This is a genomic window from Faecalibacterium sp. BIOML-A1 (genome assembly GCF_009679715.1).
In the GTDB taxonomy this organism is placed as follows: Bacteria; Bacillota; Clostridia; order Oscillospirales; family Ruminococcaceae; genus Faecalibacterium; species Faecalibacterium taiwanense.
Window position 1 is genome coordinate 167,651 of record NZ_WKZJ01000002.1, and the last position, 23,036, is coordinate 190,686.

The 23,036-nt window shown below is 57.8% G+C and carries 22 protein-coding genes and 1 other annotated feature; of the genes, 10 read left to right on the top strand and 12 right to left on the bottom strand.

The window, feature by feature from the left end; translation table 11 throughout:
- Positions 1–66 precede the first annotated feature (66 nt).
- Positions 67–2,016 (bottom strand): 1,4-alpha-glucan branching protein GlgB, encoded by a 1,950-nt coding sequence (glgB, locus tag GKG36_RS03020; RefSeq protein ID WP_154259049.1) that lies wholly within the window; start codon positions 2,014–2,016, stop codon positions 67–69.
- A gap of 236 nt (positions 2,017–2,252) precedes the next feature.
- Between glgB and GKG36_RS03025 the strand changes: the two genes are divergently transcribed.
- The 3 genes from GKG36_RS03025 (at position 2,253) to GKG36_RS03035 (ending at position 4,857) form a co-directional block, all read left to right on the top strand.
- Positions 2,253–3,611, top strand: a complete 1,359-nt coding sequence (locus GKG36_RS03025) for an alpha-amylase family glycosyl hydrolase (RefSeq protein WP_154259051.1) — start codon at positions 2,253–2,255, stop codon at positions 3,609–3,611.
- A gap of 79 nt (positions 3,612–3,690) precedes the next feature.
- Positions 3,691–4,209, top strand: a complete 519-nt coding sequence (locus GKG36_RS03030; protein WP_005944532.1) for a transcription repressor NadR — start codon at positions 3,691–3,693, stop codon at positions 4,207–4,209.
- 96 nt (positions 4,210–4,305) lie between these two features.
- A complete protein-coding gene (locus tag GKG36_RS03035) occupies positions 4,306–4,857 on the top strand; it encodes a TetR family transcriptional regulator (RefSeq protein ID WP_097776457.1) in 552 nt (183 codons plus the stop codon).
- 496 nt (positions 4,858–5,353) lie between these two features.
- Here the strand turns inward: GKG36_RS03035 and asnB are convergent, their stop codons facing one another.
- On the bottom strand, positions 5,354–6,928 hold the full coding sequence (gene asnB, locus GKG36_RS03040) for an asparagine synthase B (RefSeq protein WP_154259346.1): 1,575 nt from the start codon (positions 6,926–6,928) through the stop codon (positions 5,354–5,356).
- Between the two features lie 64 nt (positions 6,929–6,992).
- Positions 6,993–7,255: a binding site (T-box leader), on the bottom strand.
- A gap of 14 nt (positions 7,256–7,269) precedes the next feature.
- Positions 7,270–7,755, bottom strand: coding sequence for a transcriptional repressor (locus tag GKG36_RS03045; protein WP_097775183.1), 486 nt, complete (start codon positions 7,753–7,755; stop codon positions 7,270–7,272).
- Between the two features lie 343 nt (positions 7,756–8,098).
- Here GKG36_RS03045 and GKG36_RS03050 point away from each other — a divergent pair, with 343 nt between their 5' ends.
- Positions 8,099–8,758 carry a GntR family transcriptional regulator gene (locus GKG36_RS03050; protein WP_154259053.1) on the top strand — a complete coding sequence of 220 codons (660 nt, stop codon included), beginning with the start codon at positions 8,099–8,101 and terminating at the stop codon, positions 8,756–8,758.
- 156 nt (positions 8,759–8,914) lie between these two features.
- Here the strand turns inward: GKG36_RS03050 and GKG36_RS03055 are convergent, their stop codons facing one another.
- From GKG36_RS03055 to rpmG, 8 genes are all read right to left on the bottom strand, one after another.
- Positions 8,915–10,051 carry an aldo/keto reductase gene (locus GKG36_RS03055; RefSeq protein ID WP_154259055.1) on the bottom strand — a complete coding sequence of 379 codons (1,137 nt, stop codon included), beginning with the start codon at positions 10,049–10,051 and terminating at the stop codon, positions 8,915–8,917.
- 340 nt (positions 10,052–10,391) lie between these two features.
- The gene (gene rplL / locus GKG36_RS03060) at positions 10,392–10,766 is read right to left on the bottom strand and encodes a 50S ribosomal protein L7/L12 (RefSeq protein WP_005944525.1); all 375 of its coding nucleotides are present in this window, start codon (positions 10,764–10,766) and stop codon (positions 10,392–10,394) included.
- A gap of 73 nt (positions 10,767–10,839) precedes the next feature.
- A complete protein-coding gene (rplJ, locus tag GKG36_RS03065; protein WP_005944524.1) occupies positions 10,840–11,355 on the bottom strand; it encodes a 50S ribosomal protein L10 in 516 nt (171 codons plus the stop codon).
- A 279-nt stretch (positions 11,356–11,634) separates the two neighbouring features.
- A complete protein-coding gene (gene rplA / locus GKG36_RS03070) occupies positions 11,635–12,327 on the bottom strand; it encodes a 50S ribosomal protein L1 (protein WP_005920494.1) in 693 nt (230 codons plus the stop codon).
- A 57-nt stretch (positions 12,328–12,384) separates the two neighbouring features.
- Positions 12,385–12,810 carry a 50S ribosomal protein L11 gene (gene rplK, locus GKG36_RS03075; RefSeq protein ID WP_005920496.1) on the bottom strand — a complete coding sequence of 142 codons (426 nt, stop codon included), beginning with the start codon at positions 12,808–12,810 and terminating at the stop codon, positions 12,385–12,387.
- A 136-nt stretch (positions 12,811–12,946) separates the two neighbouring features.
- The gene (gene nusG / locus GKG36_RS03080; RefSeq protein ID WP_005944521.1) at positions 12,947–13,480 is read right to left on the bottom strand and encodes a transcription termination/antitermination protein NusG; all 534 of its coding nucleotides are present in this window, start codon (positions 13,478–13,480) and stop codon (positions 12,947–12,949) included.
- A gap of 30 nt (positions 13,481–13,510) precedes the next feature.
- Complete coding sequence (gene secE, locus GKG36_RS03085) at positions 13,511–13,762, bottom strand: preprotein translocase subunit SecE (RefSeq protein ID WP_005944520.1); 252 nt, start codon at positions 13,760–13,762, stop codon at positions 13,511–13,513.
- Positions 13,763–13,778: 16 nt separating this feature from the next.
- Positions 13,779–13,928 (bottom strand): 50S ribosomal protein L33, encoded by a 150-nt coding sequence (gene rpmG / locus GKG36_RS03090; RefSeq protein ID WP_005920501.1) that lies wholly within the window; start codon positions 13,926–13,928, stop codon positions 13,779–13,781.
- A 308-nt stretch (positions 13,929–14,236) separates the two neighbouring features.
- On the opposite strand from rpmG, the gene GKG36_RS03095 reads away from it, so the two are divergent.
- From GKG36_RS03095 to dusB, 5 genes are all read left to right on the top strand, one after another.
- Positions 14,237–15,328, top strand: a complete 1,092-nt coding sequence (locus tag GKG36_RS03095; protein WP_154259057.1) for a D-alanine--D-alanine ligase family protein — start codon at positions 14,237–14,239, stop codon at positions 15,326–15,328.
- Positions 15,321–16,148: a glutamate racemase gene (murI, locus tag GKG36_RS03100; RefSeq protein ID WP_005944516.1), complete on the top strand. Its 828-nt coding sequence runs from the start codon at positions 15,321–15,323 to the stop codon at positions 16,146–16,148. The genes GKG36_RS03095 and murI overlap by 8 nt, the downstream gene beginning before the upstream one ends.
- 15 nt (positions 16,149–16,163) lie before the next feature.
- The gene (locus GKG36_RS03105; RefSeq protein WP_097775187.1) at positions 16,164–16,640 is read left to right on the top strand and encodes a DUF1934 domain-containing protein; all 477 of its coding nucleotides are present in this window, start codon (positions 16,164–16,166) and stop codon (positions 16,638–16,640) included.
- A 33-nt stretch (positions 16,641–16,673) separates the two neighbouring features.
- Positions 16,674–18,488 (top strand): arginine--tRNA ligase, encoded by a 1,815-nt coding sequence (argS, locus tag GKG36_RS03110; protein ID WP_154259059.1) that lies wholly within the window; start codon positions 16,674–16,676, stop codon positions 18,486–18,488.
- Between the two features lie 198 nt (positions 18,489–18,686).
- Positions 18,687–19,706 (top strand): tRNA dihydrouridine synthase DusB, encoded by a 1,020-nt coding sequence (dusB, locus tag GKG36_RS03115; protein WP_154259061.1) that lies wholly within the window; start codon positions 18,687–18,689, stop codon positions 19,704–19,706.
- An 8-nt stretch (positions 19,707–19,714) separates the two neighbouring features.
- Here the strand turns inward: dusB and yfbR are convergent, their stop codons facing one another.
- The gene (yfbR, locus tag GKG36_RS03120; RefSeq protein WP_005944511.1) at positions 19,715–20,305 is read right to left on the bottom strand and encodes a 5'-deoxynucleotidase; all 591 of its coding nucleotides are present in this window, start codon (positions 20,303–20,305) and stop codon (positions 19,715–19,717) included.
- A gap of 131 nt (positions 20,306–20,436) precedes the next feature.
- On the opposite strand from yfbR, the gene GKG36_RS03125 reads away from it, so the two are divergent.
- A complete protein-coding gene (locus GKG36_RS03125) occupies positions 20,437–22,824 on the top strand; it encodes a YfhO family protein (RefSeq protein WP_154259063.1) in 2,388 nt (795 codons plus the stop codon).
- Positions 22,825–23,036: the final 212 nt, after the last annotated feature.

Sequence of the window (23,036 nt, forward strand, 5' to 3'; positions counted from 1 at the left end):
CTGTGCACGGAAAACAACAAAATGTCCCGCCGCTTTGAACGCAGACGGGACATTTTGAAACGAATATTACTTGCTGGAATTGGCTGCGGCCTTTGTGTTGCGGGCAGCGCGGCGCTTTGCGTTCAGGGCTTTGTTGGCGCTGATGCGGGCCGCATCGGGGTTCGGGGCCTCCGGCGCAAGGCGCAGCAGGCAGCTGCCCATGGCAGGCAGGTCTACTGTAAGGGTATAGTCCCGACCAAACACACCGCCATCGGTGGTGTGAAGCTTTGTCTTGCGGCGGCCCTTCAGTGCACCGCCCCACTCGGGGGATTCGGTGTTCAGCACCTCCTCGGCACTGCAGGGAAAGCGCAGATACAGCGGGAACTTTTTGTGGGCGTGGTCCTGCGTGTTCATGATGCACAGCAGGTTTTCACCCCGGCCCTTGCGCAGCCATGCGTACACGCCCTCGTTGCGGCTCTCGCAGGCCACCCACTCAAAGCAGTCGGGGTTGTACTCGCCATCGTAGAGTGCAGGCTCAGTGGAATACACCCGGCACAGGTGGGCAAAGTATTTCTGGAACGCATCGTGGAAGGGGTATTTCAGCAGGTCCCAGTCCAGCTCCCGCTTTTCGTCCCACTCCCGGAAGTGTCCCATCTCGTTGCCCATGAAGTTCAGCTTCTTGCCCGGGTGCATGTACATATAAAAATACAGGGTGCGCAGCTGGGCGCATTTTTCCGCATAGGTGCCCCACAGCTTATCAATGATGGTCTTTTTGCCGTGCACCACCTCGTCGTGGCTCAGCGCCAGCAGATACAGCTCGTTGTAGAAGTAGTGCATGCTGAAAACGATCTTGCCGTAGGCATTTGGCCGCTCACCGAAGGGGGTAGCAAAATAGTCCAGCGTATCATGCATCCAGCCCATATCCCACTTGTAGTCAAAGCCCACGCCGTCGTAGCGGGTGGGAGCTGTCACCTTGAGGAAGTTGGTGGAGTCCTCGGCGGTGTAGATGCCGGTGGGCCAGCGCTCGTTCAGGCCGTGGTTCAGGCTGCGCAGAAAGTTCACGGCACCCTCGTTCACGCCGCGGTTCGGGTCGCCCTGCCAGTACAGCGCGCGGGAGATGGCATCCATACGGATACCGTCGCAGTGGTACACGTCCATCCACAGGGCGGCAGCACTGTTCAAAAAGCTGCACACCTCGCGGCGGTAGTAGTTGAAGTTGCAGGTACCCCACTCGCTGTGGCCCACATCGCTGTCGTACTCGTAGAGGTAGGTGCCGTCAAACTTTGCCAGAGCGTCGGCGTTGGCGGCAAAGTGCACCGGCACAAAGTCCATGATGACGCCGATGCCCATGCGGTGGCAGGCATTGACGAAGCCGGCAAACTGGGCGGGAGTGCCGTAGCGGCTGGTAACGGAAAAGTAACCGGTGGTCTGGTAGCCCCAGCTGCCATCGAAGGGATGTTCGGCCAGCGGTAGCAGCTCCACATGGGTAAAGTGATGGTCCAGCAGCCATGGAATCAGCTCCTTGGCCAGCTCCTCATAGTTGTACCAGCCGTCGGAGCCGTCCTCCTGCTTGCTGCCGGGCTTGTGCCGCCAGCTGCCAACGTGCATCTCGTAGATGTTCAGCGGGCGGTTGCGGCATTTGTCGCGGCGCTCCATCCATGCGCTGTCGTCAAAGTGAAAGTCCAGCTTTGCCAGACGGCTGGCCGTGCCCGGCCGCAGCTCGGTGGAAAATGCGTAGGGGTCGCTGCGCATCACCACACTGCCGTCGGCACCATGCACCCGGTATTTATAAAGGTCGCCCTCTGCAAGGCCGGGGACGAATGCGCTCCACACGCCGGTATCGGCTTTTTCCATGGGCACGCCTGCCTCCCAGCCGTCGAAGCCGCTGCAGACTTCCACTGCCGTGGCACCGGGGGCCCACACCGCAAAGCGCCACCCTTCGGTGCCGTTGTCGGAGCAGGGATGCGCACCAAGGATACGGTAGGCATCAAAGCAGTCTCCATTGAAGAATTCACGGGGAATGGCGGGGTAATTCATGCAAAGATCTCCTTACATTCTATGATAGGCAGCGCCCGGCGGCACTGCATGCGACACAGGTGTTTGGGCAATATATCCAATAAAAACAAGACGAAATGGGGCATAGTGGCTGATATCCTTGTAGATTCTTGACAAAAATCAGCAAAAATTAACATGCTTTACAGATTCTGTGCTATACTATTCCTGCCGCCGCAGTGGGCGGAGGCTGATTTTTTTGTATGGGAGCGGTATGAACAATGGCTTGGTATGACAACGCGGTATTTTATCACATCTATCCTCTGGGGCTGTGCGGCTGCGCACACGAGAACGATGGGCAGGCTGTGCCCGGCGCGTTTAATAAACTGAACGCATGGGCTGAGCACGCAGCGGACATCGGCTGCACGGCCATTTATATCGGCCCGCTGTTCGAGAGCGGTTCCCATGGCTACGACACCATCGATTACCGGCTGGTAGACCGCCGCCTTGGCACGAACGCAGAATTCAAGGACTTTGTGGCCCGGTGCCATGCCCGGGGCCAGAAGGTGATCGTGGACGGCGTGTTCAACCATGTGGGCCGGGATTTCTTTGCGTTTCAGGACCTGAAGGCAAACCGCGAGAACGCCCGCTATAAGGACTGGTTCTGCGATGTGAATTTCTGGGGCAACAACGAGTACAACGACGGCTTTTCCTACGGAAACTGGGGCGGCTTCAATCTGCTGGTCAAGCTGAACCAGCGCAACCCGGAGGTGCAGAACTACCACTACGATACCATCCGCTTCTGGGTGGATGAATTTGACATTGACGGCATCCGTCTGGACGCAGCTGATGTGCTGGACTTTGACTTTATGCGAGGTCTGCGCCGCCTTGCCAACGAGGTAAAGCCAGAGTTCTGGCTCATGGGCGAGGTGATCCACGGCGATTACAGCCGCTGGGCAAACCCGGAGATGTTGCACTCGGTGACCAACTACGAGCTGCACAAGGGCCTGTGGAGCGGCCACAACGACCACAACTATTTCGAGATCGCCCACACCATGCGCCGTCTGCAGGGCCTGTGCCACGATACCCGGCTGTATCTGTTCTCGGACAACCACGATGTGGAGCGCCTGCCCAACAAGCTGCGCAACCGGGAGCACATCCGCCACATTGCAATTCTAGTATATACGCTTTGGGGCATTCCGTCCATCTATTATGGCTCAGAATTTGGCATTGAAGGCAAAAAAGAGTGGGGAAGCGACTGGCCGCTGCGTCCCTGCCTGGAACTTTCCGACTTCAAGGATGCTGAGATCACCAACCCTGTCACCAGCGTGTATGCCGCACTGGGCAGACTGAAGGCGGAGCTGCCGGAGCTGACCGACGGCGAGGTGAAAGAGCTGCAGCTCACCACCCAGTGCTATGCCTTTGCCCGGGTGCTGGATGGAAAGGCCTGCGTCGTGGTGCTGAACAACGGCGACAGTCCCGCACAGCTGGAATTCCAGCTGCCGGTGGAGGCATCCTCTGCAAAGGACCTGTTGGCCGACACGGTGGGCGCACAGCCCGTTTTGACCAGCATGGAGTGGGGCCGCATGAAAGTGCAGTTGCCCTCCAATTATGCTACCATCCTGCAGCTGGAAAAGTAAACGCATTCTTGCATGATCCGCCGTCTTTTGCTACAATAAGAGCATAATACCGTAAAGCGGAAAGGAAGCTTTGAAAACCATGAATGCAGCGCAGCGCAGAGAATCCATTCTGAAACGGCTCAGCGGGGCCGAAGCACCGGTCAGTGCCAGCGCACTGGCGGCTTTGCTGGGGGTCTCGCGCCAGATCGTGGTGGGGGATGTGGCTCTGCTGCGGGCAGGCGGTGCGCAGATCGATGCAACGCCCCGGGGCTATCAGCTGCACCCGGCGGAAAAAGGCTATACCGCCATTCTGGCCTGCGTGCACAGCACCGAGGACGAGATGCGCACCGAGCTGTACACCGTGGTGGATCAGGGCGGCATCGTGGTGGATGTGGCCGTGGAGAACAGCCTGTATGGCGAGCTGCGCGGCAACCTGAACCTTGCCAGCCGCTACGATGTGGACAACTTCATCCAGCAGGCCAAGGACACGCCGGAAGCGCTTTTGAGCCGCATGACCGGCGGCGTGCATCTGCACACCCTGCACTGCCCGGATGCCGGGAGCTTTGAGCGCATCAAAAAAGAGCTGGAAGAAAAAGGCATCCTGTACCGCAAGGAGTGATGCGGATGGGGATAGACCCAGTATAAAAAAGGCTGAGGGCCTTGTCTATCCGCAAAACAGGAAAATGGTTGGATAATCAACGAAAAAGCAAAAGAGGTGGGTTTTCTGGATATTCGCATTGAAAAAACGGAGCGTGCCATCAAGCAGGCATTCATGGAGCTGCGGGCGCAGAAACCGCTGGAAAAGATCAAGGTCAAGGAACTGTGCGATCTGGCCTGCATCAATAAGTCCACCTTTTATGCGCATTATCAGGATATCTATGCGCTGGCCAACGCCATGGAGGACGAAATGGTGGAGGTGGTGGTGGAAAGCCTGCCGCAGCTGACCGCCCGTGATGTAAGCGAGCGCACCGAGTGGCTGACCCGGGAAATGTTCCGGGCGTTTACCCGGAATCAGACCGAGATCGGCATTCTGTTTTCCGGCTCCCGTCAGGGGCTGTTCATCAACCGCGTGGAAGCTGCAATGAGCAAATGCATCTCGGAGAGCGACCCCTCGTTTGATGCCGACGTGGTGCGTAAGATCGTGCTTTCCTTCTGCGTGCAGGGCTGCTACTACACCTTCACCAGCTACTGCGGCCAGATGGACGAAAAGCGGCTGGTGGCTCTGCTTGCGTCCATTGCACGCGCGGCGCAGAAGATCCGGATGTAACACAACAATTTAGAATGCCCGCCGCGTGCGCTTTGGGCATGAATAGCGGAAAAATAATTTTAATAGAGCAATGCCGGGCGGTCTGCGGACCGCCCGGCATTGCATTTTCACAGATGGAGCTTGTACGGCAGGGGGCAGCTGCAGCGCCGCTTTCTGTGAAAGCGCGGCGCGGCGGATAGCGGGCTCGCCCTCTCATTCAATGCCTATCGGCCTTGACAGCTCTCCCAAAGGGAGAGCCTTTGGCAGCCCACGCAAACTTCATCTCTTTGCCAAGGCCTCTCCCTTTGAGGAAAGACTTCCCCCGCGCCGGGGGAAGATGTCACCGCAGGGGACAAAAGGGGGAGTGTGGCATCGCGCAGCGATGACGGAGAGGGTTCCCTCTCGTGAAAAAGTAGATCGGGAAAATCCGCAGATTTTCCCGATCTACAAATTATAGAATATTCTTTCCGCTATTCATGCGCAAAGCAAAGCGGAGCGCATTCAAAATGGTCTGGCGTTACACACCGGAAGCACCGTAGTTTGCCAGCACGCGGGCCGAGGGGTCGTTGACGTTGCAGTTCGGCCATGCCTTGTTGGGCATCCAGAAGCCCACGATGGTGCGGCTCTGGTCGTGGTAGTACTTCTCGAAAATTTCGCGGTAAAACAGGCTTTCCTTGGTGAACGGCATGCAGTGGGCCGAATAGTTTGCCCGGCGCAGCTGGAACTCCTCGTCGGTGTAAAGGCTTTCGGCATACTCCTTGATATCGTCCACCATGCTGTGGCCTACAGCATCTGAGAAGGCGGCCTTTTCGCGCCACAGGATCTCCGGCGGCAGCCAATCGCCCTCAAAGGCCTTGCGCAGCAGATACTTGCCCTTGCCGTAGCTGTTCAGCTTCTTTTCCGGGTCAATGGCCATGACGTAACGCACAAAATCCAGATCACCAAAGGGCACGCGGGCCTCGATGCTGTTGGAGGAGATGCAGCGGTCGGCGCGCAGCACATCGTACATGTACAGCTCACGGATGCGCTTCTGGCTCTCCTGCTGGAAGGCATCGGCGGTGGGGGCGTAGTCGGTGTACTTGTAGCCGAACAGCTCATCGGAAATCTCGCCGGTCAGCAGCACCCGGACATCGGTCTGCTCGTGGATGGCCTTGCACAGCAGGTACATGCCCATGCTGGCGCGGATGGTGGTGATGTCCCAGGTGCCCAGCAGGCGGATGACCTCTTCCAGACTGTTGATGACCATATCCCGGTTGATGATGATCTCGTGGTGCTCACTGCCCAGATATTCTGCGGTCTGGCGCGCATATTTCAGATCGATGGCATCGGTGTCCATGCCAATGGCAAAGGTGCGGATGGGCTTGCCAAGCTTCTTGGCGGCAATGGAGCACACCAGCGAGGAATCCAGACCGCCGGAGAGCAGAAAGCCCACAGGGGCATCTGCGTCTAGACGCTTCTCTACGCCTGCGATCAGCTTTTCGCGGATGTTCCGCAGCACGGTGTCCATGTCGTCCTGCATGGGGACGGGCACATCGGCAATGTCCTCATAGCGGACGAAGCGGCCATCGCAGTAGTAACTGCCGATGGGGAAGGGCCGGATGTCGTCGCACCAGCCAATGAGGTTCTGCATCTCGGAGGCGAATGCGATCTGGTGGCTGGACTTGGAGTAGCCGTAGAACAGCGGACGGATGCCGATGGGGTCGCGGGCGGCGATGAGCCGGTCCTTGCGGGAATCGTACATGATAAGCGCGAACTCGGAGTCCATGTGGCGGAACATATCCAGACCGTACTCATAGTACAGCGGCAGCAGGATCTCGCAGTCGCAGTCGGACTGGAACTTGTAGCCGCGGCGCTTGAGGATCTCTTTCTCAAAGCGGAAGCCGTACAGCTCGCCGTTGCACACCACGCAATCGGCACCGCGGTAGAACGGCTGCATGCCTTCCGGGGTCAGGCCCATGATGGCAAGGCGGCCAAAGCCCATCAGACCGAAAGGCCCTTCCACCACACGTTGGTCGTCCGGGCCGCGCATGACCGTGCGCAGCAGGTATTCCTTGAATTTGGCGGCACTCAGATCGTGCCCGGTATAGCCCATAACACAACACATATTTCTTACCCCTCTTTTTAAATAAAAAATACGGCAACTCATTCATCCCAATCGCTAGGACGAATAAGCTGCCGTATCCGTGGTGCCACCTAAATTACCGGCATAAAACCATGCCAGTCACTTTTGTGCGCTCTCCCCGTTGAAAGCACTGCCGCGATAACGAGCGGCGCACGTCGGCCCCTACTGCTGCACAAACAGGTTCAGGGGGAAGCTTGCGGGTGTTCGTTCGGGTTTCGCTCTCTGCGCGGCTTCCACCTACCCGCACTCTCTGAAAGAGGACATTGAAACCTTACTTTTCCCGGTCAACGCTTTTTCTTGCATGCATTGTATCACGGCTTTTTGTCCGTGTCAACACAGCAGGCGCATTTTTGTGCGGTTTGACCATCAGAGTCGGACTGTTCCTCTTTTTGGGCGCAGTGGCGGCACAAACCATACAGAACGCTGCCCTCGCACTGCAGGGTAAAGCCATGCTCTGCCATCAGGTGGGCGCGCACCTCGTCCATGAAGTGGCAGTCCAGATGATAGATGCGCCCGCACTGCACGCATTTGAGGTGCAGATGCTCCCGGCAGTGGCGGCCCTCGTCCACGTACTGGAACACGGCTTTTTCGCCCTTGTCGGCAACGTATTTCATGATGCGCTGCTCCCCGGCCAGCTTGTCCAGATAGCGGTACACCGTGGTGGGGTTGGGGCTTGCGCCCTGCTCTTCCAGATGCTCCAGAATGTTGGAAGCACTCACCGCGTGCTGCCGGTTGTTGATGAGATAATCTAAAATCAGTTGACGGGTCTTGGTATTGTAGCCGTCGCTTCGTGCCATAAGAGAGATCCACACCCTTTTCAATATTTTTTACATTGTAGCATATTTTTGCATTGGATGCAAAAGAACCGGGCCAAAAGAAGCGGCATTGGCTACAAGCACAAAAAACTTGTTAATTTTGGCAAAAATGGGACATAAAAATTAGATAAAACATAAAACGCGCTAAAGTTCACAAAAAAGTATTGTAATAATTGCCCTATTATGAAATAATAGAACTGGAATACTACTTGGATTGCAGCAAGAATACAAGATGCTTTGAAGTTAGAAAGCATGCGCCCCAGAGTATTATAGGAGAAGAACCTTTTTCTTTGCAAGGGAAAAGGGAATAGGAGTTGTGCAGAACATGAAAGAAATGGAGTCGCAGACCAAAACGAGCCTGAAGCTGCAGGCATACCAGTACCTTAAGACCAAGATCCTGAACTGCGAGTACCGGCCCAACGAGTTTTTGAACGAGCAGAAGCTTTGTGCCGAGATGGGCAACATCAGCCGCACCCCCATGCGGGATGCCCTTGGCCGCTTGGAGCAGGAAGGCCTGATCACCATTCTGCCCAAGAAGGGCCTGATGGTTTCCGGCATCACCGAGGAGGATGTGCACAGCATGTTCGAGATGCGCCTGCTGGTGGAGCCTTACGCCCTGCGTACTTATGGCAGCGGCATCCCGCGGGAACAGCTGGAGACATTTGCCGAGTTGATGCATCACCCGGACAGCATCACCGACTTCTGCGAGTCGGACGATGAGTTCCACGAACTGCTCATGAGCACTTTGCCCAACAAGTACCTGCGTTCGGCGTATGACCGCATCACCGGTCTGAACACCCGCTTCCGCATCATGACCGGCAAGGTGAGCATGATCAATCAGGAGCAGACCTGTGACGAACATCTGGAAATTCTGGATGCCGCTCTGGCCGACAACTGGGACAGTGCTGCAGATTCCCTGCAGCACCATCTGGAGCTGGCCCGCGATAAGGCGGAAGGCGTGATCAAGGTCATCCGGCTGTGGTAAGAACTGCATAAAAAAGACCGTTGCACGAAAAACGTGTGACGGTCTTTTTTGTTATGAAACTCCCCCAGCCGCCTGCGGCGACAGCCCCCTCAGAGATGGGGCCTTAAAGCCTCCCTCTTTGAGGGAGGTGGCATCGCGCAGCGATGACGGAAGGAGTTACAGTGCGTCCAGCTCCTTTTGCAGTTGTGCCAGAGAATCGCGGATGGGCAGCTTCTGCGGGCAGACGGCTTCGCACTTACCGCAGCGCACACAGTGCAGGGCCTTTTCGCTGTCCGGGAAGCAGGTGGTCCACTGGGCTTTGATGGCATCCTTCTGGCCGAACATGCCCAGCTTGTTCCAGATGCTGAAATTGTCCGGGATGTCCACCCCCATGGGGCAGGGCATACAGTACCGGCAGCCGGTGCAGCCAATCTTGATGCGGCGGTGCAGCTCGTTGGCTACGCTTTCCACAGCGGCATTCTCGGCGGGGGAAAGCGGTTCAAAATGGCCAAAGGTGGCAAGGTTGTCGGTCAGCTGATCCTCAGCACTCATGCCGGAGAGGATCACATGCACGTTTTTGTGGCTGCCCACCCAGCGCAGCGCCCAGGAGGCATCGGTGGCATCCGGACGCAGGGCGTGCAGCGGTGCGGCGGCGTCTGCAGGCAGGGATGCCAGCGTGCCGCCCTTGATGGGCTCCATGATGATAAGCGGCACGCCGCATTCTTCGGTCAGCTGATAGCCCCGGTCACCGCTGATCTCCTCGGCACGGTCGTCCCGGTCCAGATAATTGTATTGCAGCTGGCAGAAATCCCACGGTTGGTCGCGCAGAATATACTCAAATCCGGCAGAGTTGTCATGGCAGGAAAACCCAAAGTTCCGGATGCGTCCTGCGGCCTTCTGCTGCCACAGCCAGTCCACAAGGCCCATGGCTTTTGCCTTTTCGTACCGGGCCTTGTGCAGGGAGTGCAGCAGGTAGAAGTCGATGTAGTCCACGCCCAGCCGCTGCAGTTGCTCTTCAAAAATGCGCTTGGCATCGTCCAGGCTTTTGCATTTCCACAGCGGCATTTTGGTGGCAAGATAAAAGCTGCTGCGGTCCCATTTGGCGATCACGCGGCCCACAAACGGCTCACTCTGGCCGTTGTGATAGGGATAGGCGGTATCGAAGTAGTTGACACCGGCGGCCTTAGCGGTGTTCAGCAAAGCTTCGGCGCGCTCTTCGTCAATGGTGCCGTCGGCTTTGGTGGGAAAACGCATACAGCCGTAACCCAAAAGGGAAGTGCGGATGTTGTTTTTGTTCCAGTTGCGGTGTTCCATAAACTCTCTTTTTGCGGCAGAGGGGACAAAGGCTCTGCCGTTCCTCCTGTTGAGAACAGTATAGCATAGTTTTTGAATGCAGAAAAGGCGAATTGCATTTGGATCACGGGCTCGCCATCTTAGCCTCACTTTGTTCGGCAGCTCTCCCGCACACTTTGCACTTGAGCCGGAAACTTTGCCGCCATGCCAAGGCCTCTCTCTTTGGGAGAGGTGGCATTGCGTCAGCAATGACGGAGAGGGCGAGGCTGCTAATAATTTTGCACAACAAAAAAAGATGCCCGCACCTTTCGGTACGGGCACCTCATTGTTCAAGAATGAACGACTCTCAGAAGAGGTTCAATTACTTGACCTCGACCTTAGCGCCAGCCTCGGTCAGCTTCTTCTGGATGTCCTCAGCCTCAGCCTTGGAGACCTTCTCCTTGACAGCCTTGGGAGCGCCATCGACGATAGCCTTAGCTTCCTTCAGGCCCAGACCGGTGATCTCCTTCACCAGCTTGATGACCTGCATCTTGGTAGCGCCAGCCTCAGCCAGGATGACATCGAACTCAGTCTTCTCTTCCTCAGCGGCAGCAGCAGCGCCAGCAGCAGCGGGAGCAGCAGCAGCAACAGCGGAAACACCGAACTCTTCGCAGTAAGCGTCGATCAGTTCCTTCAGCTCCAGAACGGACAGCTCCTTAACGGAGTCGATGATGGCAGTAATCTTCTCAGAAGCCATAGTAGTAACCCTCCAATATCAATGGTTTTGTTTGTTAGTTTCTTGTTTTGTTTAAGCAGCGGTCATGCAGCAATCAGGCTGCAGGCTCCTCCTGCTTGTCGGCATAAGCCTGCATTGCAACGGCCAGACCAGACAGAGTGCTGGTGAGGGCGCCTGCGAACATGGACAGCATGCCTTCGCGGTTGGGCAGCTTTGCGATTGCGTTGGTCTCGGCAGCGTCCATGACCTTGCCTTCCATGAAGCCAGCCTTCACGACGAACTTCTTGGACTTATCGCCATCCTGATACTTGCACAGGATGCGGGCAGCGGACATGGGATCCGCTTCGTGAGCAAAAGCGATAGCGGTATCGCCCTTGAACTGCTCAGCCAGGCCCTCCAGAGAGGTACCCTTGACAGCCAGACGCAGCATGGTGTTCTTCACGACCATGTAATCGACGCCTGCCTCACGCAGCTCCTTACGGAGCTTGGTGTCGTTCTCGACGTTAATGCCGCCGTAAGCGACGACGCAGCCGGAAACCGCACTCTCAAACTTTGCCTTCAGATCAGCGACATAAGCCTGCTTTTCAGAAAGAATCTTTGCACTGGGCATTCGGTTTCACCTCGTTTCAAAAACTTGTATCGAAAACCGGAGCAAGTATGAAAAAAAGCCTCTTTCCCGCACTTGGTCGAGAAAGAAGCATAAAACAACTTTACGCACGTTTCTCGGCAGGCGGCATAGCCTTACACTGGACTCCAGTACCTGCTGTCTCAAAAACAGCATGATTATTTTACCGCAAACGTGCGGAGTTGTCAAGTCTTTTTTTGAAATTTTCTGACAAAATTTTTCTGCCGCCCATACGAACGGCAGAAAAACGATCAGAACTTCAAATCAGACACCGTACTTCAGGGTGTTCAGACGGATGCCAGGGCCCATGGTGGTGGCGATGGTAGCGCTCTTGAAGTAGGTACCCTTTGCTGCAGCGGGCTTTGCCTTGGCAATAGCCTCCATCACAGTGTCCAGGTTGGTGTACAGCTTCTCTGCACCGAAAGAAGCCTTGCCCACGGGCACATGGATGATGTTCTGCTTGTCCAGACGGTACTCGATCTTACCAGCCTTGGCCTCGGAAACAGCCTTGCCCAGGTCGGGAGCAACGGTGCCGGCCTTGGGGTTCGGCATCAGGCCGCGGGGGCCCAGGACCTTACCGAGACGGCCAACGCGGCCCATCATATCGGGAGTGGTCACGACAACGTCGAAATCCATGAAGCCGCCGGCGATCTTTGCGATCAGCTCGTCATCACCGACGATATCAGCGCCAGCAGCCTCAGCAGCGGCAGCTGCGGGACCCTTGGCGATTGCGCAGACGCGGACGGTCTTGCCGGTGCCGTTGGGCAGAACGACAGCGCCGCGGACCTGCTGGTCAGCGTGACGGCCGTCAACGCCCAGACGGACGTGCAGCTCAACGGTCTCGTCGAACTTGGCAGAAGCGGTCTTGCAAGCCAGCTCCAGAGCCTCGTTCACATCATATGCCTTAGTAGAATCGACCAGCTTTGCAGCGTCGACATAGTGCTTGCCATGTTTCATTGTATATCCTCCTGTGTGGTCATGCGGGCAGTTTTATGCCCTCCCACTGTTTATGTCTCAGCCCTCGACGGTGACACCCATGGAACGGCAGGTGCCGCGAACCATGCTGCATGCAGCTTCCAGAGAAGCAGCGTTCAGGTCGGGCATCTTGGTCTTGGCGATCTCTTCCACCTGAGCGGCGGTCAGAGAAGCAACCTTTTCCTTGTTGGGCTTGCCGGAAGCGGTGTTGATGCCAGCTGCCTTCTTGATCAGAACGGCTGCCGGAGGAGTCTTGGTGATGAAGCTGAAGGAGCGGTCAGCATACACAGTGATGACGACGGGGATCACATAACCCATCTGGTTCTTGGTACGCTCGTTGAACTCCTTGGTGAATGCCATGATGTTGACACCCTTCTGACCCAGAGCAGGGCCAACAGGGGGAGCCGGAGTTGCCTTGCCGGCCTCGATCTGCAGCTTAATGTAGCCAGTAACTTTCTGTGCCATAATAAATGCACCTCCAAAAATCTGTGGTGAGTTGCGGCACGGTGTCTCCGTGCCTCCCACGAGCATGTGCACAGTGCACACGCTCTATAAGAACCGCACTGCGGTCTTACCTTGGTAAACGATTTGTGCCGGTTGGTTACGGCAGCTCGACCTGACCGATCTCCACCTCTGCGGGGGTCTCGCGGCCGAACATGTTGACCTTGAGCTTCACTTTGAAGTTCTCGGTATCGATCTCCTCCACAAGGCCCATAAAGCCTTCCAGAGGACCGGCGGTGATCTGCACGGTGTCGCCGACGTTGAAGTCGACTGCCAGAGGTGCAGCCTTTTCCACGCCCATCTTCTCTACTTCTTCAGCAGAGAGGGGAACGGGCTTGGATGCGGGGCCGACGAAGCCGGTGCAGCCGCGCGTATTGCGCACCACGTACCAGGTATCGTCGTTCATCACCATTTTGACCAGAACGTAGCCGGGGAAGAGCTTGTGCTCCACCATCTTCTGCTTGCCGTTCTTGTCAATTTCGGGAACCATCTCGACGGGAACCTTGATATCGCAGATCAGATCCTGCAGATGACGGTTCTCCACCATGGTCTGCAGGTCGTTCGCGACCTTGTTCTCATAGCCGGAATAGGTATGCACTACATACCAAAGTGCCTCATTGGATTGTTCTTCCATTTTGGTCTGCCCTCCGTTTCAAGATGATTCTCAGGCGCCGATGATCAGGCCCAGGATGCCGCCGAAGATGGCATCCAGCAGGATCATCACGACCGCTGCGATGGCGACGGTCACGAGCACGACGACGGTGTTGGTCTTAACGTCCTCTTTGGACGGCCACACCACCTTCTTCAGCTCGCTCTTGGTGTCGCGGAAGAACTTGGCACACTTGCCAAAGAAGTTCTTCACAGCGGCCTTTGCTCTGGCCACAAAGCCCGGCTTGTTCTCGGTTTTGTCTGCCATGATGCGTCCGCCTTTCTTACTTGGTTTCGCGATGAACGGTGTGCTTCTTGCAGAAACGGCAATACTTCTTCATCTCGAGACGATCGGGGTTGTTCTTCTTGTTCTTCGTGGTGTTGTAGTTGCGCTGCTTGCACTCGGTGCAGGCCAGAGTGATTTTAACGGTCATTTGTTGACACCTCCATTATAACGGTTGTTTTGAACCTCCCTCGGGTTGCGGGTGTTACCTGTAAAACAGGCGCACTTAATAACCCCGCAAAAGAGGTGATATCATTGTACCACGCACTTTTCCATCCGTCAAGCGGAAATCTTCGATTTTTGGAAAGTTTTTTTGAAAAATATCTCTTTTACCCACCGGCAGCTTTTTGGCATTCTGCTTGCATCGCGCGCATAGATATTGTATAATAAGCCAGAACGGCATTTTTACCGGTTATATCCCACCCAGGTCTTGGGCTTTATAAATAGGAGAGAGTTATCATGCAGTCTGAAAAAATGTGCGTTGTGCTGCTGTTCGGCGGTATGTCCAGCGAGCACGAGGTCAGCCGCGTTTCTGTGGGCAACTTCGTCAACAACATTGACCGTGAAAAATATGAGGTGCTCACTGTGGGCATCACCAAGGAGGGCCGCTGGCTGTACACCGAGGCCACGGCCGCCCAGATGGCCGATGGCAGCTGGGAAGAGCTGGCAGGCAACATGGCCTGCGTCATCAGTCCGGACCGCGCCGACCACGGCATGATCCTGTTCACCCCGGAAGGCCATGTGGAAAAAGTGCATGTGGATGTGGTCATCCCGGTGCTCCATGGCCTGTGGGGCGAGGATGGCACGGTGCAGGGCCTGCTGGAGCTGGCCGGCATCCCCTACGTGGGCTGCGGCGTGCTGGCAAGCGCGGTGTGCATGGACAAAGCCGTGGCCAATGCTCTGTTCGAGGCCAACGGTGTGCCCCACACCAGATGGCTGGCTGCCGACCGCTGGGAGATCGAGTCCGATCTGGAAGGCGTGTGCGAGGGTGTGGAAAAGAAGCTGGGCTGGCCCGTGTTCGTCAAGCCCGCAAACGCCGGTTCCAGCGTGGGCATCTCCAAGGTGTCCAGCCGTGACGAGCTGAAAAAGGCCATCGACCTTGCACTGGAAAACGACCGCAAGGTGGTGTTTGAAGCCTTTGTGGACGGACAGGAAGTGGAGTGCGCCGTGATCGGCTCCGACCCCGCCGTGGCTACCCGTCCGGGCGAGATCCTTGCCGGTGCCGAGTTCTATACCTACGACGACAAGTACAAGAACGGCGTGAGCCAGACCGTCATCCCGGCTCACCTGCCGGAAGCAAAGCTGGACGAGGTGAAGACCTACGCCGCCATGTCCTACACTGCCCTGAACTGCGAGGGCCTTGCCCGCTGCGATTTCTTTGTGGAAAAGGGTACTGGCCGGGTGCTGATCAACGAGATCAACACCTTCCCGGGCTTCACGTCCATCAGCATGTACCCCAAGCTGATGGAGCACGAGGGCCTGCCGGTGCCGCAGCTCATCGACCGGCTGATCGCGCTGGCGCTGGAAAGGAAGGAAAAGCAGCATGGATAACCGCCCGATCGGCGTATTCGACAGCGGCCTTGGCGGCCTGACCGGTGTGCGGGAGCTGCGCAAGCGCCTGCCCCACGAGGAGATCATCTATTTTGGCGATACCGGCCGCGTGCCCTATGGCAGCCGCAGCCCGGAGACCATCCTGCAGTATGCCCGTCAGGACGTGGCATTCCTGCTCTCTAAAAATGTAAAGTGCATCATGGCGGCCTGCGGCACCGTGTCCAGTACCTACCCGGCTGCAGAAGCGGCAAAGCTGCCGGTGCCGTATCTGGGCGTGGTGGATGCTGCCGCCCGGGAAGCAGCCTTTGCTACCCGCAACCGCCGCATCGGCGTGATCGGCACCGCTGCCACCATCCGCTCCCGCAGCTACGAAAAGCTGCTGCGTCAGCTGGTGCCGGGGGTGGAGATCACCGCGCAGGCCTGCCCGCTGTTCGTGCCGCTGGTGGAGGCCGGTTACGTGGACCACAGCGAGGAGAGCCGACAGCAGGTGACGAAGCTGGTGATCGCTCAGTACCTGACCGAGGTGCGTGAGGCCGGTGTGGACACCCTGATTTTGGGCTGCACCCACTACCCGCTGCTCAAGACCATGATCGGCGAGTTCATGGGCCAGAGCGTGACGCTGGTGGATCCGGCCAAGACCGCCGCCCACCATCTGGAACAGATGCTCTCCGAGCGCGGCCTGAAAGCGGCGCAGGAGCACGAGGGTCAGGCGCACTTCTACGTGAGCGATGTGCCGGACAGCTTTGTGCAGACGGCAGACCTGTTCCTGGGCGAGTACAAGGGCGGCCCGGTGGATCAGATCGCCATTGATAAATATTGATAAGGACAGAAAAACGTGAGCAAACCGCTGAAGGAAGATTATATCATCCGCATCAAGAGCCGCATTGAGCAGCATGTGAAAGAGCCTGTGGAGCAGGAAGAAAAGGAAGAGTTTGTGGAGCTGATGACCCGCGGCCAGTTCGTGCAGAAGGGCGGCAGCTACTACATTACCTATAAAGAGACCGAGACCACCGGCTACGAGGGCTGCACCACCACCCTGAAAATTGCCGCCGACGGCAGCCGCGTGGCGATGCTGCGGTTTGGCAAGGGCGGCGGGGCCGGCACCCAGCTGCTGATCGAAAAAGGCAAGCGCAACCTCTGCCACTACGAGACAGGCTACGGCTCCATGACGCTGGGCGTGACCGCCGACGAGATCGAGTGCGGCCTGACCGAGAAGGGCGGCACCGCAAAGTTCGGCTACCTGCTGGATGCCAACAGCGCCGAGCTTGTGAGCCGCAACCGCCTTGAAGTGACCGTGACCCACGTAAACTGAGATATTTCCCAGACTGTGAAAGGAACCAGACCAATGACTGAATTTGAAAAGACCTACCAGAACTATAACCCCCGTCAGGCTGCGCTGGACGAGGCACGCGCTCTGCTGACCGCTGCCGCCAAGGCCGCCATGGCCGATGGTGCTCTGCCGGAAGCTGAGCTGCCCGCCTTCATCGTGGAGATCCCCGCCGATACCAAGAACGGCGATATCGCCTCCAACATCGCCATGGCCGGTGCACGCAGCTGGCGCAAGGCTCCCAAGATGATCGCGGATGCGCTGCTGGCACATCTGCCCTCCATCGAGAACAGTGTGTTTGCCAAGGTGGAAGTGGCTGGCCCCGGCTTCATCAACCTGTTTTTGGCTCCGTCCTTCTGGGCCAGTGTGGTGCTGGGTGCCTGCTCCAACAAGGAGTATGGCCGCACCGATCACGGCAAGGGCGCCAAGTACAATGTGGAATTCGTTTCCGCCAACCCCACCGGCCCTATGCACATGGGCAACGCCCGCGGCGGTGCTCTGGGCGACTGTCTGTCCGCTGTGCTGGACTGGTCCGGCTATGATGTGACCCGTGAGTTCTATATCAACGATGCCGGCAACCAGATCCAGAAGTTCGGCAAGAGCCTTGCCGTGCGCTACCTGCAGAAATACTGCGGTGAGGAAGCCTATCCGCTGCCCGCCGAGTGCTATCAGGGCGGCGACATCAAGGTGCTGGCCGGTGAGTTTGCCGAGCTGAACGGCGACAAGTACGTTGCCGCTTGCAAGGGGATGGACGAGGAGACTCTGTTCGAGAGCGAGGCCTTTGCCGCCCTGAAGGACGCACTGGTGGCCTACGCTCTGCCCAAGAACATTGCTGCCCTCAAGCGCGATCTGGGCAAGTACCGCATCGACTACGATGTGTGGTTCCATGAGAGCACCCTGCACGAGTCCGGCGCGGTGATGGCCGTGGTGGATAAGCTGCTGGAGCTGGGCGCATGCTATAAGGCGGAGGACGGTGCCATCATGTACCGCAGCGCCCAGTACGCTGCCAAGTACGGCACGGTGAACAAGAAAAAGACCGAGGACGGAACCGAGGAGGAAGCCAAGGACGAAGTGCTCGTCCGTGCCAACGGCATCCCCACCTACTTTGCCGCCGATATCGCCTACCACTACAATAAGCTGGCCACCCGTGGCTTTGCCAAGGCCATCGATGTCTGGGGTGCAGACCATCACGGCCATGTGGCCCGCATGAAGGGAGCCATGGATGCCATCGGCCTGAACGGCGAAGATCTGGACGTTGTGCTGATGCAGATGGTCAACCTGATGCGCGACGGCCAGCCTGTGCGGATGTCCAAGCGCACCGGCAATGCCATCACCCTGACCGACCTGCTGGAAGAGGTGCCCATCGACAGCGCACGCTTCCTGTTCAATATGCACGACGCAGGCAGCGGCATCGATTTTGACCTCGATCAGGCTGTCAAGACCGACAACGATAACCCCGTGTACTATGTGCAGTATGCCCATGCCCGCATCTGCTCCATCCTGAAAAAGATGGAGAGCGAGGGCGTGCAGTTTGCCGGTGCCGAGAAGGTGGATGCCACCCTGCTCACCGAGCCTTCCGAGATGGATCTGATCCGGATGCTGGCAGCCTTCCCGCAGGAGATCGTCATGGCGGCCGAGAAGTACGACCCCAGCCGCATCAACCGCTTTGTCATTGATCTGGCCAGCGCCTTCCACCGCTTCTACGGCAGCTGCCGCATTCAGGGTGCAGACCCCGCTGTGCAGCAGGCACGTCTGGCCCTGTGCATCGGCGTGAAGAATGCCATCTTCAACGTGCTGACCATGTTCAAGATCAACGTGCCGGAGAAGATGTAAAAAAGGCTCCCTCATTGAGGGAGCTGTCGAGCGAATGCGAGACTGAGGGAGTTTTCTACAGAAACTCCTTCCGTCATCGCCTGCGGCGATGCCACCTCCCTCAGTGAGGGAGACTTATGCCGTACCCGAAAGGATTCGCACGGTAATACCCAGCTCCCCTGCGGGGGAGCTTTTTTCGATAACAGCGAGGAACAACCAATGGAACCTTTGAAAATCGGCAATATCATCCTGCCGCACCGGGCGGTGTTCGGCCCGATGGCGGGCTTTACGGATGCACCCTGCCGCCGCCTGATGGCCCAGCACGGTGCGGGTTTTACTGTGAGCGAAATGGTGTCCAGCCGGGCGCTGGTGTACGGCGACCACAAGACGGTGAGCCTGCTCAAGGCCGAACCCAACGGTGCACCCTATGGCGTGCAGATCTTTGGCGAAGTGCCCGAGATCATGGGCGAAGCCACCGCCGCCATCGAACAGTACGAGTTCGACTTTGTGGATATCAACATGGGCTGCCCGGCCCCCAAGATCGTGTCCGGCGGCGCAGGCAGCAAGCTGATGCTGAACCCGGACCGCTGCGGGCGCATCGTGGAGCAGGTTGTGGCAAATACAAAACGGCCTGTCACCGTGAAAATGCGCAAGGGCTGGGATGCCGACCACATCACTGCAGTGGAGTGTGCCAAGGCCTGTGAGCAGGCCGGCGCAGCCCTCATTGCGGTGCACGCCCGTACCCGGGAGCAGATGTACACCCCCGGCATCGACCCGGAGATCATTGCCCGGGTGAAGGATGCCGTCAGAGTGCCGGTGCTGGGCAACGGCGACATCCACTCGGCAGAGGATGCGGTGGAGATGATGCAGGCCACCGGCTGTGACGGCGTGATGATCGCCCGGGGCGCGCTGGGCGACCCGTGGCTCTTTGAGCGGGTGAACGCCGCCATTGAAGGCCTGCCCGCACCCAAGGCACCCAACCTGCAGGCCCGCATGAATGCGCTGCGCCGTCAGGTGGAGGAGATGGTGGAGCAGAAGGGCGAGTTCGTCGCCATGCCGCAGGCCCGCTCTCAGACCATGCACTATATGAAGGGGCTGAAAGGTGCGGCCAATCTGCGCCGCTACTGCTGCACCCTGACCCATCTGGAAGATCTAGACGAGCTGATCGATGCTGTTTTTGAAGAGCAGCGCAAAGCGGGCATCGACCCGGACGACGTGCGCGAGGTGCCGTTTCCGTAAGGGGAATATTACTGCTGCCGGGTCAGCTCATCCAGATTCTGGGTGTAACAGGGCAGACAGTGCTCTATGAACCAGTCGGCTTCCGGGCAGTGCATGGCCTGCAGGGCCGCTTTCTGCTGGGCCAGCGCCGCGTCAAACTCGTGGTTGCCGCTGCGCTGCTCCTCCGTGCATTTGATGAGGGCGCTCAGCCGGTCGGCGGCCTTCAGCAGGCGCTTTTCCTCGGCGGTGAGCAGTTCCCCGGAGATGAACGGGGACAGCTCTTCGCTCAACTCGTCCGGCAGAAGGCCGGTCATGCAGCGCACGCTCTCGGTTTCCAACGCCTTGTAGGCATCCCGCAGGGTGGGGCTGCTGTACTTGACCGGTGTGGGCATGTCGCCGGTAATGATCTCCGGCGCGTCGTGGTACAGCGCCGCCACTGCTACCGTTTTGGGGCGGCAGGGCGTGCCGGTGTACCGCCGTGCGATCAGGCAAAGCATGTGGGCCAGCAGGGCGGTATCGCAGGTGTGCTCGCTGAGAGATTCGGCCCGGGTGGAGTGCATCAGGCTCCAGCGGGTAATGTATTTCATGCGCGCCAGCAGGGCGCTGAACGGGTACAGCATGGCAGCTTCCTCCTTTTTTCTCCAACATACCTGTCCGGCAGAGCGTTGTCAAGCCCTTTTTTCTGCGCAGTGTTCGTGCTATACTAGAACAAACCAACTTTCTGCCGCTTTGGCAGAGAAAAGAGGAAACCATGGAGCGGTCTGGTACTGCCCGGCAGCCGCAGCTGCTGGGACAAAAAAAGGATAAATTCTGGCTGACGGTGGGCCTGTGTGCCCTCACGGCGACCCTGTTCTTTCTGCCGTTTTATATCATCGACGGCGGCTTTTTCCACTATGCAGGCGATTTCAACAGCCAGCAGATCAGCTTTTACCGCTATATGAACGGCTTTATCAAGGGCGCAGGCTACCCGGACAGTGCGTTCACCTCGGTGCACAATACCTTCTCATGGGCTACCGACCTTGGCAGCGGCGTGATGAACGCCTATTCGTTCTACCTGTACGGCTCGCCGTTCTTCTGGTTCTCGCTGCTCTTCCCGCAGGGGTGGCTGCCCTACCTCATGGTGCCGCTGCTGGTGCTCAAGTTTGCCGTGGCAGGCGGCGGTGCGTACCTGTATCTGCGCCGCTACGTCAAAAATATCGACTACGCCGTGCTGGGAGCCTGCCTGTATACCTTCTCCGGCTTTACGGTATACAATGTGTTCTTCAACCACTTTGTAGATGTGGTGGCGCTGTTCCCGTATCTGCTGTGGTCGCTGGACGAGGCCCTTTACAACGACCGCCGCAGCTGGTTTGCGTTCTGGGTGGCGGTGAACCTTGTCAACAACTACTTCTTCTTCATCGGTCAGGTGGTGTTTCTGGCCATCTACTTCATCTGCAAGCTCAGCACAAGGGACTTCCGTCTCACTGCAAAAAAGTTCGGGCTGCTGGCCTTTGAAAGCCTGCTGGGCGCTGCCATGGGCAGCATCCTGCTGGTGCCTGCGGTGCTCTCCATTTTGCAGAACCCGCGCACCATCGACCTTTCCTCCGGCTGGGGCTTTCTGACCTACAGCAAGGTGCAGCAGTACCTTGCAATTCTCGTCAGCTGGATCATGCCGCCGGATTCTCCTTATCTCACATCCATCTGGTCGGAGGGCGTGATCAAGTGGACCAGCATGTCGGCCTATCTGCCGCTGTGCAGTCTGGCCGGTGCCGTGGCCTACTGGAAAGCAAAGTGCGGCGACAGTAAAAAGCGCATCGTGGGCACCTGCGCCGTGTTCGCACTGGTGCCCATCCTGAACAGTGCGTTCTACGCCCTCAATTCCAGCTACTATGCGCGCTGGTACTATATGCCGGTGCTGGTGCTGGCCGCAATGACCGTGAACGCGCTGGAAGACCACAACACCGATCTGGACAGCCCGGCCCGCGGCATCAGCTGGCTGATGATCGCCACGGTGGCCTTTGCGGTGGTGCCGGTGCAGGACAGCGACACCGGCAGCTGGTCGTTCGGCGTGCTCAAGAACCCCGGTCAGTACTGTGCGGTGCTGGGCTTTGGCCTGCTGGGCCTGCTGCTGTACCGCTATCTCTGCCAGAAGTGGCGGGGCGACAGCCGCTTTGCCCAGCGCCTGACGGCGGCAGTGCTGGCGTTTGCCTTCCTGTTCAGCGTGGTGCACATCGGCATTGGCAAGTTCGGCCAGTGGTATACCGACAGCGACCTTGTGAAGCAGGACACCAACGCCCTGCTGTTGAAAAACGACCTGCCCGAAGGCGATTACCGCGTGGATACGTACAAGATCCACGACAACATCGGCATGTGGCTGGATAAAAGCTGCCTGCAGTATTTTGGCAGCACGGCAGCCCCCAGCATCCTCAGCTTCTACCCGGCGCTGGGGGTCAAGCGGGATGTGCGCAGTGAGCCGGAGCTTTCCAATTATGCACTGCGGGGCCTTTTGAGTGTGGAGTACCTTATCACCACGCCGGAAAAGCAGACCGACTTTGAAAACGAAGCCGACGACGGCTGGGAATATGCCTTTGCAAAGGACGGCTATGCGGTCTACCGCAACACGAACTACGTGCCCATGGGCTTTGCCTATGACTATTACCTCACCCAGACCGAGTACGAGGAAACAGCCAAGGCCACCCGCGCAAACCTCCTGATGCGTGCACTGGTGCTTACCGACGAGGATGCTGCAGTCTACGGCAAGTACCTCACCCATCTGCCGGAAGGCAGACGGGAGGAGCTGTACTATGAGTCCTACGTGCAGGACTGCCGCGAGCGCCGTGCCACGGCTGCCAGTGTGTTCCAGATGAACAATTCGGGCTTCCACGCCGAGATCACGCTGGAAAAAGAGAACCTCGTGTTCTTCTCCGTGCCTTACGATGACGGCTTTACGGCCTATGTCAACGGGCAGGAGGCCGACATTGTGGAGGTGGACGAGGGATTGATGGCTGTGCTGTGCCCGGCAGGTGAAAACAGCATCGATTTTGTCTACCAGCCCGACGGCATCCGGCTGAGCCGTGCGCTGACTTTGGGCGGCATTGTGGTATGGCTGGCGTACACGGCGTACTTCGTCTGGCGCAAGCGCCGCACAAAGCGGGCCTGATGCACGGAAGAATGACTTTGTGCTGTAGAAAAAAGAAATTTTTGAAATTTCCCCTTGACTTTATGCCAATAAAGCGTATAATGCAATCAAACCGATGAGGCGGAAGAGAACCTGCACAGCGCATCTTCAGTGAGCCCGGACAGTGAAAACGGGCGAGAGCGGGGCAGAGCTTCGTGGGCCGCCGAGGGCCGGGCAAATGGGCAGCAAGCCTT

Coding starts and splice junctions, on each gene's coding strand:
- glgB (WP_154259049.1), bottom strand. CDS start 2,016: ATGAATTACCCCGCCATTCCCCGTGAATTCTTCAATGGAGACTGCTTT.
- GKG36_RS03025 (WP_154259051.1), top strand. CDS start 2,253: ATGGCTTGGTATGACAACGCGGTATTTTATCACATCTATCCTCTGGGG.
- GKG36_RS03030 (WP_005944532.1), top strand. CDS start 3,691: ATGAATGCAGCGCAGCGCAGAGAATCCATTCTGAAACGGCTCAGCGGG.
- asnB (WP_154259346.1), bottom strand. CDS start 6,928: ATGGGCTATACCGGGCACGATCTGAGTGCCGCCAAATTCAAGGAATAC.
- GKG36_RS03045 (WP_097775183.1), bottom strand. CDS start 7,755: ATGGCACGAAGCGACGGCTACAATACCAAGACCCGTCAACTGATTTTA.
- GKG36_RS03050 (WP_154259053.1), top strand. CDS start 8,099: ATGAAAGAAATGGAGTCGCAGACCAAAACGAGCCTGAAGCTGCAGGCA.
- GKG36_RS03055 (WP_154259055.1), bottom strand. CDS start 10,051: ATGGAACACCGCAACTGGAACAAAAACAACATCCGCACTTCCCTTTTG.
- rplL (WP_005944525.1), bottom strand. CDS start 10,766: ATGGCTTCTGAGAAGATTACTGCCATCATCGACTCCGTTAAGGAGCTG.
- rplJ (WP_005944524.1), bottom strand. CDS start 11,355: ATGCCCAGTGCAAAGATTCTTTCTGAAAAGCAGGCTTATGTCGCTGAT.
- rplA (WP_005920494.1), bottom strand. CDS start 12,327: ATGAAACATGGCAAGCACTATGTCGACGCTGCAAAGCTGGTCGATTCT.
- rplK (WP_005920496.1), bottom strand. CDS start 12,810: ATGGCACAGAAAGTTACTGGCTACATTAAGCTGCAGATCGAGGCCGGC.
- nusG (WP_005944521.1), bottom strand. CDS start 13,480: ATGGAAGAACAATCCAATGAGGCACTTTGGTATGTAGTGCATACCTAT.
- secE (WP_005944520.1), bottom strand. CDS start 13,762: ATGGCAGACAAAACCGAGAACAAGCCGGGCTTTGTGGCCAGAGCAAAG.
- rpmG (WP_005920501.1), bottom strand. CDS start 13,928: ATGACCGTTAAAATCACTCTGGCCTGCACCGAGTGCAAGCAGCGCAAC.
- GKG36_RS03095 (WP_154259057.1), top strand. CDS start 14,237: ATGCAGTCTGAAAAAATGTGCGTTGTGCTGCTGTTCGGCGGTATGTCC.
- murI (WP_005944516.1), top strand. CDS start 15,321: ATGGATAACCGCCCGATCGGCGTATTCGACAGCGGCCTTGGCGGCCTG.
- argS (WP_154259059.1), top strand. CDS start 16,674: ATGACTGAATTTGAAAAGACCTACCAGAACTATAACCCCCGTCAGGCT.
- dusB (WP_154259061.1), top strand. CDS start 18,687: ATGGAACCTTTGAAAATCGGCAATATCATCCTGCCGCACCGGGCGGTG.
- yfbR (WP_005944511.1), bottom strand. CDS start 20,305: ATGCTGTACCCGTTCAGCGCCCTGCTGGCGCGCATGAAATACATTACC.
- GKG36_RS03125 (WP_154259063.1), top strand. CDS start 20,437: ATGGAGCGGTCTGGTACTGCCCGGCAGCCGCAGCTGCTGGGACAAAAA.